Source organism: Azospirillum sp. B506 (assembly GCF_000333595.1).
Taxonomy (GTDB): Bacteria; Pseudomonadota; Alphaproteobacteria; order Azospirillales; family Azospirillaceae; genus Azospirillum.
Genome location: NZ_BADK01000059.1, coordinates 1 through 11,881 on the forward strand (window position 1 = coordinate 1; position 11,881 = coordinate 11,881).

9 protein-coding genes are annotated in these 11,881 nt (G+C 71.0%); 8 read left to right on the top strand and 1 reads right to left on the bottom strand.

Annotation, left to right across the window (positions count from 1 at the left end; translation table 11 throughout):
- Positions 1-44 precede the first annotated feature (44 nt).
- The 4 genes from addB to trxA all read left to right on the top strand — a co-directional run bounded on the left by addB (position 45) and on the right by trxA (position 6,707).
- Entirely contained in the window at positions 45-2,702 is a 2,658-nt protein-coding gene (addB, locus tag I71_RS01770) for a double-strand break repair protein AddB (protein WP_244433563.1), read from the top strand.
- Between the two features lie 2 nt (positions 2,703-2,704).
- Positions 2,705-4,360 (top strand): UvrD-helicase domain-containing protein, encoded by a 1,656-nt coding sequence (locus I71_RS40800; protein ID WP_307188949.1) that lies wholly within the window; start codon positions 2,705-2,707, stop codon positions 4,358-4,360.
- Positions 4,361-4,647: 287 nt separating this feature from the next.
- Positions 4,648-6,234: a PD-(D/E)XK nuclease family protein gene (locus I71_RS40805; protein WP_307188951.1), complete on the top strand. Its 1,587-nt coding sequence runs from the start codon at positions 4,648-4,650 to the stop codon at positions 6,232-6,234.
- A gap of 149 nt (positions 6,235-6,383) precedes the next feature.
- Positions 6,384-6,707, top strand: coding sequence for a thioredoxin TrxA (gene trxA, locus I71_RS01780; protein WP_042689416.1), 324 nt, complete (start codon positions 6,384-6,386; stop codon positions 6,705-6,707).
- 124 nt (positions 6,708-6,831) lie between these two features.
- On the opposite strand, the gene I71_RS01785 is transcribed toward trxA, so the two are convergent.
- Positions 6,832-7,650, bottom strand: a complete 819-nt coding sequence (locus I71_RS01785) for a tetratricopeptide repeat protein (RefSeq protein ID WP_042689420.1) — start codon at positions 7,648-7,650, stop codon at positions 6,832-6,834.
- Positions 7,651-7,765: 115 nt separating this feature from the next.
- Between I71_RS01785 and I71_RS01790 the strand changes: the two genes are divergently transcribed.
- From I71_RS01790 to dnaN, 4 genes are all read left to right on the top strand, one after another.
- Complete coding sequence (locus tag I71_RS01790; protein WP_042689423.1) at positions 7,766-8,641, top strand: SDR family oxidoreductase; 876 nt, start codon at positions 7,766-7,768, stop codon at positions 8,639-8,641.
- A 234-nt stretch (positions 8,642-8,875) separates the two neighbouring features.
- A complete protein-coding gene (locus I71_RS01795; RefSeq protein ID WP_244433564.1) occupies positions 8,876-10,192 on the top strand; it encodes a hypothetical protein in 1,317 nt (438 codons plus the stop codon).
- 20 nt (positions 10,193-10,212) lie between these two features.
- The gene (locus I71_RS39335; RefSeq protein WP_244433565.1) at positions 10,213-10,548 is read left to right on the top strand and encodes a hypothetical protein; all 336 of its coding nucleotides are present in this window, start codon (positions 10,213-10,215) and stop codon (positions 10,546-10,548) included.
- A gap of 182 nt (positions 10,549-10,730) precedes the next feature.
- A complete protein-coding gene (gene dnaN, locus I71_RS01800; RefSeq protein WP_042689425.1) occupies positions 10,731-11,861 on the top strand; it encodes a DNA polymerase III subunit beta in 1,131 nt (376 codons plus the stop codon).
- Positions 11,862-11,881: the final 20 nt, after the last annotated feature.

The following is an 11,881-nucleotide window of genomic DNA, read 5'->3' on the forward strand; positions in this document are numbered from 1 at the left end:
CCCGCTTGACCTGCCGGAGGCGATCTCGCCCTAGAACCGGCAAGATGACGCTGGCCCGGCTGATCCTGAGCGCCGAGGGGCTGTCGGCGACCACGGCGCAGGCGGTGCGGCTGGGCGCCGATCTCGGCCGGCTGATCGACGCGGTGTGGACCGAGCGCGCCGGCTTCGACAAGCTGGAGACGCTGGTGCCGGCGGATTACGCCGAGCATTGGCAGGTCACGCTGAAGTTCCTGCGCATCATCACCGAGGTCTGGCCCGCCATCCTCGAGTCGACCGGAGAAACCGACCCGGCCAAGCGCCGGAACCTGACGCTGGAGACCCAGGCCACCCTTTGGCAGGCCGCTCCGCCGCCGGGCATGGTGATCGCCGCCGGCTCCACCGGCTCCATCGTTGCCGCCTCCGACCTGCTCTCTGTCATCGCCCGGCTGCCGCAGGGGGCGGTGGTGCTGCCCGGCCTCGACACCGGGGCCGAAGACGAGATCTGGCAGGCGATCGGGCAGGACGAATCCCACCCGCAACACGGGTTGTCGCAACTGATCCGCCATCTCGGCGTGGAACGGCAAGAGGTGCCGCCCTGGACCGACGCGCCGGAGCCGCGCGGCGCCCGTGCCCGCCTGATCGCCGAGGCGATGCGCCCGGCGGCGACCACCGACGGCTGGCGTGAGCTGTCGGGGGTGGACGCCTCGGCTCTGGACGGGCTGACCCGCATCGACGCCGCCACCTCGGAGGAGGAGGCACAGGTCATCGCCCTGCTGATGCGCCATGCGCTGGAAACGCCGACGAAGACAGCCGCGCTGATCACCCCCGACCGCAACCTGGGGCGCCGGGTCGCCATGGCGCTGGCGCGCTGGGGCATCCTGGTCAACGATTCCGGCGGCCAGCCGCTCGCCCACACCGCGGTCGGCACCTATCTGCGGCTGACGGCGGAGCTGGCGGCGAGCCGTGTCCATCCGCTGGCCCTGCTGGCGCTCGCCAAGCACCCGATGGCGGCGGGCGGCCGCGACTCGGCGGATTTCCGCGCCGCCGCCCGCGCGCTGGAACGCATCGTGCTGCGCGGTCCCCGCCCGGCGGAGGGCTTCGACGGCGTGCTGGCGGCGCTGGAGCAGGCCGACCGCTTCGACCATGAGGAGCAGCAGGAGTTCCTGCGCGATTGGCTGGTCGACATCGGCCGGCGCGCCGCCCCCTTCCTGGAGGCGCTGAACAATGAGACGCCGCTGGCCGACCTCGTGCGCGCCCATGTCGCCTTCTGCGAATCGCTGGCCGCCGACGACGAACTGACCGGGGCGGAGCGGCTGTGGCGCCAGGACGACGGCGAGGAGGCGGCGCGCTTCGTCCATGAGCTGCTCGACGCGGCCGACGGCTTCCCGGCGATCCCGACGAAGGATTACCCGGCGCTGCTCGACGCGCTGATGAGCGCGCGGGCGGTGCGTCCCCGCTATGGTCTGCACCCGCGCCTGTTCATCCTGGGTCCGATGGAGGCGCGCCTCCAGCATCTCGACCTGACCATCCTGGGCGGGTTGAACGAGGGGACCTGGCCGCCGGCCGCCTCCGCCGATCCGTGGATGTCGCGGCCGATGCGGCGCGATTTCGGCCTGCCCAGCCCGGAACGGCTGGTCGGCATGTCGGCCCACGACTTCGCCCACGCCTGCGGCGCGCCGGAGGTGGTGCTGACCCGCGCCGCGCGGGTGGAGGGCACGCCGACCGTGCCGTCGCGCTGGCTCTTGCGGCTGGAAACCGTGCTGAAGGCGCTGGAGCTGGACGGCGTGATCGAGGAGCGTGGAGCCTGCTGGCTCGGCTGGGCGCGCGGGCTGGACGAGCCGGACCGGGTGCAGCCGGTGGCGGCGCCGGAGCCGCGCCCGCCTTTGGCCGCCCGGCCGCGCAAGCTGTCGGTGACCGAGATCGAGACCTGGATGCGCGACCCCTACGCCATCTATGCCCGCCACGCCCTGCGGCTGCGGGCGCTCGACCCGATCGCCGCCGATCCGGGAGCATCGGACCGCGGCCAGATCATCCACGACACGCTCGACGCCTTCGTCCGCGAGCATCCGGGGCCGCTGCCACAGGATGCGCTCGACCGGCTGATCGCGCTGGGACGCGAGCGCTTCGGCCCGCTGCTGCGCAGCCATCCCGACGTCTGGGCCTTCTGGTGGCCGCGTTTCGAGCGGGTCGCCGGCTGGTTCGTCGATCTGGAACGCGAGCGCCGCCCCCGCCTGCGTCCGCTGGCGACCGAGGTGCCCGGCCGGCTGGAGCTGTCCGGTCCCGGTGGCCCCTTCGCCCTGACCGCCAAGGCCGACCGCATCGACCGCGGCCCCGACGGGCTGGTGGTGATCGACTACAAGACCGGCACCCCGCCGAGCGCGCGGGAGATCGAGCTGGGCTTCGCCCCGCAGCTGCCGCTGGAGGCCGCGATTGCCGCGGCCGGCGGCTTCAGCGGGGTGGACAAGGGCGAGGTGGCAGAGCTGACCTTCTGGCGCCTGTCCGGCGGCGACCCGGCCGGCGAGGAAAAGCCGGTGAAGGGCGATCCCGCCCAGCTGGGCGAGGAGGCGCGGGCCGGTCTGGAGGCGCTGATCGCGCAGTTCGACGATCCGCAGACGCCTTACCGCTCGCGGCCACGGCCGGCGATGGCGCCGCGCTACACCGACTACGCGCACCTCGCCCGCGTCCAGGAATGGTCGTCGGGCGGCGGGGAGGGGGAGGGCTGAGCATGAGCGATTCCATGATCGATCAGTCCCCCCGCACCCTGCCGCTCGATCCCAATGTGGCGCAGCGGCGGGCGTCCGATCCGATGGCGTCGGTGTGGGTCGGCGCCTCGGCCGGCTCGGGCAAGACCAAGGTGCTGACCGACCGGGTGCTGCGGCTGATGCTGTCGGGCACGCCGCCGGCGCGCATCCTCTGCCTGACCTTCACCAAGGCCGCCGCCGCGGAGATGGCGATCCGCATCAACCGGACGCTCGGCCTGTGGGCCACCCTGCCCGACGACGCTCTGGAGGATCGGCTGGCCGACCTCTGCGGCGAGCGGCCGTCGATGGAGGCTCGGCTGAACGCGCGGCGCCTGTTCGCCCAGGTGGTGGACTGCCCCGGCGGCATGAAGATCCAGACCATCCACGCCTTCTGCCAGTCGCTGCTGCGCCGCTTCCCGCTGGAAGCCGAGCTGGCGCCGCATTTCGACGTGATGGACGAGCGCACCGCCGACGGGCTGCTGACCGAGGCGCGCGACGCCGTGCTGCATGCCGGCCGGACCGAGCCGGACAGCCCGCTCGGCCGCGCCATGGGCCGGCTGACCGGCGAGCTGAATGCCGAGGATTTCGCCGGGCTGCTGGCCGAGCTGGCGAGCCAGCGCGGGCAGGTGGAAAGGCTGCTCAAGGACTTCCACGGGCTGGACGGGCTGATCGACGCCATCCACGACATCCTCAAGGTGCCACCGGGCGTGACCGAGGAGTCGATCCTCGCCCATGCCTGCCGCGACGACCAGTGCGACCCGCCGGCCCTGCGCGAGGCCTGCCGGGCGCTGGCGGGCGGCAGCGCCAGCGACCAGGAGCGCGGCATCGCCATCCAGTACTGGCTGGACGCCGCCGACCGCCGGGTGCGCGCCTTCGAGGCCTACAAGCGGCTGTTCCTGACGGTGGAAGGCAGCCCGCGCAAGACGCTGATGACCAAGAAGCCGGCCACCGCCTATCCGCAGGAGCTCTTGTCCTTGCAGAAGGAGGCGGAGCGGCTGGTCGAGGTCTCGGAGCGGGTCAAGGCCGCCGGGGTCGCCGCCTCGACCACCGCGCTGCTGACGCTGGCGCAGGCGATGCTGGACGCCTACCGCGAGCGCAAGGCGGCGCGCGCCCTGCTGGATTACGACGATCTGATCCTGGCGGCCAACCGGCTGCTGAGCGGCGGCGACGGCAAGGCGCCGCGCGTGCCCTGGGTGCTCTACAAGCTGGACGGCGGCCTCGACCATATCCTGATCGACGAGGCGCAGGACACCAACCCCGACCAGTGGGCCATCGTCGCAGCACTGGCCGGCGAGTTTTTCACCGAACTGGAGGCCGCTACCCCCGACGGCAAGATCCGCACCGTCTTCGCGGTGGGCGACGAGAAACAGTCGATCTTCAGCTTCCAGCGCGCCGATCCGGCCGAATTCGCCCGCATGCGCCGCCATTTTCAGGAAAAGGCGGAGGCGGCCGACGGCTGTGGGCGGGGGTCGACCTCGACATCTCCTTCCGTTCGACGGCCGCAGTGCTGGAGACGGTGGACGCCGTCTTCGCGCTGGAGCATGCCCGCGACGGCGTGGCGTCGGACGCCAGCCCGACCATCCGCCACCGTGCCTTCCGCCGCGGGCAGGCCGGGCTGGTCGAGCTGTGGCCGCCGGTGAAGCCGGCCGAGGCGGCGGAAACGCCGGCCTGGGCGCCGCCGGTGGCGCGCGAGTCCGCCGATTCGCCATCGGCCCGCCTCGCCGCGGTCATCGCCGCGACGGTGCATCGCTGGATCGACAGCGGCGAGACGCTGGAGGCCAAGGGCCGGCCGGTGCAGCCCGGCGACGTGATGGTGCTGGTCCGCCGCCGCACCGCCTTCGTCACCGAACTGGTCCGCGCCCTGAAGGACCGCGGCGTGCCGGTGGCCGGCGTCGACCGCATGGTGCTGACCGAACAGCTCGCCGTCATGGATCTGGTGGCGCTGTCCGACTTCCTGCTGCTGCCCGACGACGACCTGACGCTCGCCACCGTGCTGAAGGGGCCGCTGGTGGGCTTGAGCGAGGAGGCGCTGTTCCACGTCGCCCATGGCCGGCGCGGCACGCTGTGGCGCTCGCTGGTGGCGCTGGCGGAGACGGAGCCGGAGTTCCGCCCGGCCCGGCGCTATTTGGGCGACCTGCTGGCGCGCACCGACTTCTCGGCGCCCTACGAGCTGTTCGCCGGGCTGCTGAACCGGCCCTGCCCGGCCGACGAACGGTCGGGGCGGCGGGCGATCCTGAAGCGGCTCGGCCCCGACGCACAGGACCCGTTGGAGGAGTTCCTGGCCGTCTGCCTCGCCTTCGAGAAGACCGAACCGCCGTCGCTGCAGAATTTCCTCGCCTGGCTGGCGGCCAGCGACGCCGAGATCAAGCGCGAACTGGAACAGGGCGGCGGCACCGTGCGGATCATGACCGTCCACGGCTCCAAGGGCTTGCAGGCTCCCATCGTCTTCCTGCCCGACACGCTGGGCAGCCCGACCCAGAGTCCGCCGATCCTGTGGCCGGACGAGTCCTGCCCGGTTCCGCTGTTCGCCGCCCGCCGGTCCCAGGAGGACGGGCTGTGCGCCGAGGCGCGGGCGCGGGCCAACCGGCGGCGCGACCAGGAATACCGCCGGCTGCTCTATGTCGCGCTGACGCGGGCGGAGGACCGGCTCTACATCTGCGGCCACCAGGGCAAGCGCGAGCCGTCCGACGAGTGCTGGTACCGGCTGTTCGAGGAGGCGATGCGCGACAACGGCGTGCCGCACAGCTTCGACTTCACCGGCCTGTGCCCCGATGGCTGGGCGGGAGAGGGCTGGCGGCTGGTTGGCGCCCAGACCGCCGAGGTGCCGCGCCATGTCGAGAGCGAGGAGAGTGCCGCCGCCGAGCCACCGCCACCCTGGATCGCCGAGCCGCCACCGGGCGAACCGGAGCCGTCCCGGCCGCTGACCCCGTCGCGGCCGGATGGCGAGGAGCCGGCGGTGCGCTCGCCACTGGGCACCGACGACGGCCAGCGCTTCCGCCGCGGCCTGCTGGTCCATCGGCTGTTGCAGACCCTGCCCAATCTGGCCGAGGCTGCGCGGGAGACCGCCTGCCGCCGCTTCCTCGCCCGCCCGGCGCACAAGCTGACGCCGGAGCAGCAGGACGCCATCGCGCGGGAGACGCTGGCGGTGCTGAGCCATGCGGAGTTCGCGCATCTGTTCGGCCCCGGCTCGCGGGCGGAGGTGCCCTTGGTCGGGGTGGTGGCGCTCGGCGACGGCAGCCGGGCGCTGGCCGGCCGCATCGACCGGCTGGCGCTGACCGGGGATACGGTGTGGATCGTCGACTACAAGACCAACCGGCCGCCGCCGCGGGATCTGGAAGACGTTCCAATGGTTTACCGGCGCCAGATGGCGGCCTACCGCGAGGCGTTGCGCGCCGTTTATCCGGGGCGCCGGGTGCGCTGCGTGCTGCTGTGGACCGACGGCCCCTACACCATGGAGCTGCCGCCGTCGGTGCTGGACGCCGCCGCCGCCGGATTGGCGCCCAGGGTGGGGTGAGGAAGGGCCGACGGCTCATCCGAAAGATGGGGTGACTTGACCGGCCGGGCGCCTCCGCCCTACATTTTGCTCAATTCCACTGACGGGGCGATGGCCGCCGGCCTTCCACAACCGGTCCGCGGCGCTTCCGAATCCAGGCAAGAGGTCACATGAGCACCACCATCAAGGTTACCGACGACAGCTTCGAGCAGGCCGTCCTGAAGGCCGAAGGCCCGGTCCTGGTCGATTTCTGGGCGGAATGGTGCGGCCCCTGCAAGATGATCGCCCCGGCGCTCGACGAGCTGGCCGGCGAGTATGACGGCAAGGTCACCGTCGCCAAGCTGAACATCGACGAGAACCCCGACACCCCGACCAAGTACGGCGTGCGCGGCATCCCGACGCTGATGCTGTTCAAGGGCGGCAGCGTCGCCGCCACCAAGATCGGCGCCCTGCCCAAGGGTGCGCTGTTCCAGTGGGTCGACTCGGCGCTGTAAGCGGTCCGACCGGTCCGGACCCAGAGGTCCAGCCAAGGAAAAGCCCCGCCCGCGGTCAGCGCGGCGGGGCATTTTTCGTTGGGGCGTTTCCCCCTCTCCCCAGGGGGAGAGGGTATCCGGTGCCTCACTGCACCTTCTTTTCCTTGGCCTTGTCCTGACCTGCCGCCCCCGCAAGCTCCGCCGTGCGGGCGAGGTTGTCGGCGGCGGCGCGGCCCCACTCGCTGTCGGCGGAGACGCGGCGGACCAGCGACCAGTCGTCGCGCGCCGCCACCAGATTGCCGCCCAGCGCCTTGACGTTGCCGCGCAGCAGGATCGCCTCCGGGTCGCCGGGCTTCAGTTCCAGCGCGGAGTCGATGTCGGCCAGCGCCTGCCGGTAGTTGGACAGCGCCTTGTGGGCGGTCGCCCGGTAGAGATAGGCGTCGGCCCGCCGCGGGTCGCGCGACAGCGCCGCGTCCAGGTCGGCGATGGCATCCCAGAAGCGTTCGCCCTCGGCGCGGGCGAAGGCGCGGTCGATCAGCAGGTCGACGTCGCCCGGCGTCCTGTCGAGCGCGGCGCTGTAGAGCCGCTCCGCCCGCCCCTGGTCGCCGGCCCGCAGCCACGCCCAGCCGGCGCGGCCGAGCAGCGAGGCGGCGGCCTTGGGGTCGTCCTTGCCCAGCGTCGGCACCAGCGCCTCCATCTGGCTGCCGGCCGCCTTGAAGTCGCCGGCATGGAACAGCGCCAGCGCCTCGCAGAGCTTGGCGGAGTCGCCGCCGCCCCGCTCCTGCCAGCGTTTGGCATCGGCCATGGCCCCATCGGGGTTGGCCTCCGCCTTGGCGGCGCAGGCCTGCAGCTCTCGGTTGCGGTCGGGAGCGGGGGCGGACTGCGCGGCCGCATCGGACGCCGGGAAGGCGGCGAGAAGCCCAAGCGCGAGGGCGCCGGAAAGGTAAGCATTGCGTCGGATCATGGTGCCTTTACACTCCGCCATCGCCGGGCGGGGCGCAAGCCCTCCACACCAAACCGGTGGCCCGTTCCCGGTGTTATGCAGTTCACCGCTCCCGCTCCAACCGGAACCGCCCGTGATGACCGACCCCCGCCTGTTCGTGTTCGGCCCCGGCTACAGCGCCCGCGTCTTCGCCGACAGGCTGCGCGCCGAGGGATGGCGCATCGCCGCCACCTGCCGCAGCGAGGAGAAGAAGGCGGAGCTGGAGGCCCAGGGCATCGAGGCCGTCCTGTTCGACCGCGGCCGGCCGCTGGCCGATGCCAAGGCGGCGTTGGCCGGTACCACCCATCTGCTGGTCAGCATCCCGCCCGACGGCCAGGGCGACCCGGTGCTGGACCAGCATGCCCGCGATCTGGCCGACCTGCGCACGCTGGAATGGGCAGGCTACCTGTCCACCACCGGCGTCTATGGCGACACCGGCGGCGACTGGGTGAGCGAGGCATCCTGGCTGAAGCCGACCGGCGAGCGGCAGAAGCGGCGGGTGGAGGCGGAACGCGGCTGGCTGAACCTGTACCGCCAATATGGCGTGCCGATGCATCTGTTCCGGTTGGCCGGCATCTACGGACCCGGCCGCAGCGCCATCGATTCCGTGCGCGACGGCATCGCCAAGCGGGTCGACAAGCCGGGGCAGGTCTTCTGCCGCATCCATGTCGACGACATCGCCAACACCTTGCGCGCGTCGATAGCGCGGCCGACGCTGGGCGCCATCTACAATGTCGCCGACGATCTGCCCAGCCCGTCGCACGAGGTGGTGGAGTATGCCTGCCGCCTGCTGGGGGTGGAGCCGCCGCCGCTGGTGCCCTTCGACGAGGCGGAGATGTCGCCGATGGCCGCCAGCTTCTACGCCGACTGCCGCCGGGTGAAGAACGACCGCATCAAGCGCCAGCTCGGCGTCACCCTGGCCTATCCGGATTATCGCGCCGGGTTGGAGGCCCAGCTGGCGGCGGGGCTTTAACCAAGTGTTAGCCAAAATAAAAAGCTAAGATTGCAAAGCAATTACAAGTCATATTCCGGTAATCATAAGAACTTGACGAAAAGACGCATGGAATTGGCAAAGGATATTTAATAATCTCCCGCGATCATGGGCGTCCAAGCGACGACCATCCCGCGAGGTGTTGTGCGCATGAACAGCACGCCGACGGCCACCCTTTCCACCCCCTCCCCGACCTCTTCGCGGGGGGAAGACAGCGTGGACGCGACCGCCTTCCGCCGCCAGATGGACGAGGTCGTCGCCCGCATCCCCATGCATGCCATCCGGTCGGTGCTGGACGCCGTGGAAGGGACGCCCAGTCCGAACGGCGAGCGGGCGCGGCATCTGCGCGATGCGCTGGTCGACCATTTCAACCGGCTGCGGCCGATGAAGGCGCGGCGGCTGTTCACCAGCCTGTTCGAACCCTTCCTGGTCGACGACCCGATCCTCTACCGCTCGGCCGAGTCGGTTCCGGCACTGCTCCAGCGGGTCGACATGGGCGGCATCTGGACGGCGCTGACCCGCCATGCCTTCCCGGGACTGGCCGCGGAGGTGCAGAGCCGGCTGGACGCCATGGCGCGCGACGCGATGCTGGACGCCGTGCTGGCCAGCCCCGACGCGATGGTGATGCGCGAGCTGATGCGGAAGGAGGCGCTCGACTTCCTCTATGCCATGGCCGGCGACCGCAAGCTGACCGACCGCTTCCTGGCGCTGGCGAACGACGAGGCGCACCACGACGCCCGGCTGCGCACCCAGTATCTCGGCCGCAAGGCGCCGATCGACAGCGACCTGCTGGGCTTCGTCCGCGCGCTGCTGGAGCACAACGCGGTGCTGGTGCCGCTGACCGAGCGGATGCGCCGCGACATCGACGACATGCGGATGGGGGAGACGCAGGGCGCCGGGGACCTGCGGTCGGCAGAGGTGGATTGCCAGTCGGCGCTGATGGTCGGCTTCGTCCGCCGGGTGCGCGACCTCGGCCTGCCCTTCCGCGACCAGTCGCAGCTGCTGGCCTGGTTCGCCCCGCTCTATGGCTTGAACGTCAAGCAGCGCTACGACGTGTTCCTGCGCCATGTGCGCGAACATGTCGGTTCGGGCGGTCCGGCGGTGCGCGAGTCGCACCCGCTGCTGCGTGCCCTGCTCTGCCATTTCACCGCCGCCTGCACCACCATCCGCGAGGTGGTGGACGGCATGTTCGGCGACATGGACATCCAGGACGGAGGAGTCCTCTCCGCCCCCGTCACCACCCGCGCCCTGCTGCACGAGGCGGTGGAGCGCTTCGACCGGGCGCTGACGGCGCTGTCCGGCACCGGCTTCCTCGCCAGCCGCTCGACCGGCCCGGCCCTGCGGGCGGAGCTGGCGGCGGTCAGCCGCGCGCTGACGGGAACGGTCATGCCGGCACTGGCCGCCCGGCTGCAGGCGGCGATGAACGCCCGCCACGCCCCGGTGCATGACCATGAGGACATCGTCTGGCTGCTGGAGCTGGTGTGGCGCTGGGGACGCACCCTCGGCAATGCGGGTAAGCCAAACCGGAGCTGAAGTCGCTGCGCCTCTATGCGGTGGAGACCGGCCGACTCGCCTTCTTCCAGGCGATGAAGGCGGAACCGCAGGAGAAGCCGGCCCACCGCATGGCGCACATGCTGCGCATCCGCCGGCTGATGGCGGCGATGGGCGAGACGGTGGACGGCTGGATCAGCCCGGTCAGCCAGGGTCTGCACCGGGTCGTCTACAGCTACCTGGAGGCGGACGGGGAGATCGCCGTGGAGGAATGGGCGGTGATCGACGCCTTCGTCGCCAGCGTGCGCATCGAGCTGAGCCGGTCGCGCAACTGGCAGAGCGCGGACTTCGTCGACCTTCTGCGCCTGCATGAGGCGAGGCGGTGCGGGGAAGCGTGAAGCCCCTTCGGCCGAAGACCTTAACCGCAAGAATGCCGAAGGGCTTAGCCGCAACAATTTGGTTCGACGCCCCCGTCGATGTGGTATGATGCGCGCCCGCTCGGGGCGGGACGGCCGGACACCGGCCTGCAACCCCGGTGGGTCCATCGAACAGTTTTCCCTCCGGCCGAGACGACGCCAGCATGAACATCACCATCGAACGCGCCGCCCTTCTCCGTTCCCTGGGTCACGTGCAGAGTGTGGTCGAGCGGCGGAACACCATTCCGATCCTGTCGAATGTTCTGTTGCGCGCCGGCGACGGCGAACTGTCGCTGGCCGCCACCGACATGGACCTGGAGATCGTCGAGACCGTCCCGGCGACGGTCGGGCGGCCCGGCGGCACCACCGCGCCGGCCCACACGCTGTTCGATATCGTCCGCAAGCTGCCCGACGGCAGCCAGGTGGAGCTGGACATCGGCGGCGACGGCACCATCCTGACGCTGCGCGCCGGCCGCTCGCAGTTCAAGCTGTCCTGCCTGCCGGTCGAGGACTTCCCGCAACTGTCCAGCGGCGACCTGAAGCACAATTTCTCGGTCGCCGCCGCCGACCTGCGCGGGCTGATCGACCGCACCCGCTTCGCCATCTCCACCGAGGAGACGCGCTATTACCTGAACGGCATCTACCTGCACGCCGCCAAGAGCAAGATGGGCAGCCTGGAAACGCCGGTGCTGCGCGCCGTCGCCACAGACGGCCACCGGCTGGCGCGGGTCGAGATGCCGCTGCCGGACGGCGCCGAGGGCATCCCCGGCGTCATCATCCCGCGCAAGACCGTCACCGAGATCCGCAAGCTGGTCGACGAGGCCGCCGACCGCATCGAGCTGTCGATGTCGGACAACAAGATCCGCTTCGGCTTCGACAGCGTCGTCGTCACCTCCAAGCTGATCGACGGCACCTTCCCCGACTATGAGCGGGTGATCCCGGTCGGCAACGACAAGGTGATGGAGGTGGACGCCAAGCTGTTCGCCGCCGCCGTCGACCGCGTCGCCACCATCTCCACCGAGAAGAGCCGGGCGGTGAAACTGGCGCTGGTCCGCGGTGCGCTGACCCTGTCCGCCACCAGCCCGGAAGCCGGCAGCGCCACCGAGGAGCTGGAGGTCAATTACCAGGAGTCCCCCCTGGAAATCGGCTTCAACTCCCGCTATCTGCTGGACATCACGCAGCAGATCGAGGGCGAGGGCGCCCAGTTCACGCTGGCCGACGCCGCGTCGCCGACAATCATCCGCGACGTCGCCGACTCCACCGCGCTCTACGTCCTGATGCCGATGCGCGTGTGATGGGGCTGCGGGGATCCTCC

Bases quoted from the DNA above. Each gene is read 5' to 3' on its own strand.
- addB (WP_244433563.1), top strand. From the start codon at position 45: ATGACGCTGGCCCGGCTGATCCTGAGCGCCGAGGGGCTGTCGGCGACC.
- I71_RS40805 (WP_307188951.1), top strand. From the start codon at position 4,648: ATGGATCTGGTGGCGCTGTCCGACTTCCTGCTGCTGCCCGACGACGAC.
- I71_RS01790 (WP_042689423.1), top strand. From the start codon at position 7,766: ATGACCGACCCCCGCCTGTTCGTGTTCGGCCCCGGCTACAGCGCCCGC.
- trxA (WP_042689416.1), top strand. From the start codon at position 6,384: ATGAGCACCACCATCAAGGTTACCGACGACAGCTTCGAGCAGGCCGTC.
- I71_RS01785 (WP_042689420.1), bottom strand. From the start codon at position 7,650: ATGATCCGACGCAATGCTTACCTTTCCGGCGCCCTCGCGCTTGGGCTT.
- dnaN (WP_042689425.1), top strand. From the start codon at position 10,731: ATGAACATCACCATCGAACGCGCCGCCCTTCTCCGTTCCCTGGGTCAC.
- I71_RS40800 (WP_307188949.1), top strand. From the start codon at position 2,705: ATGAGCGATTCCATGATCGATCAGTCCCCCCGCACCCTGCCGCTCGAT.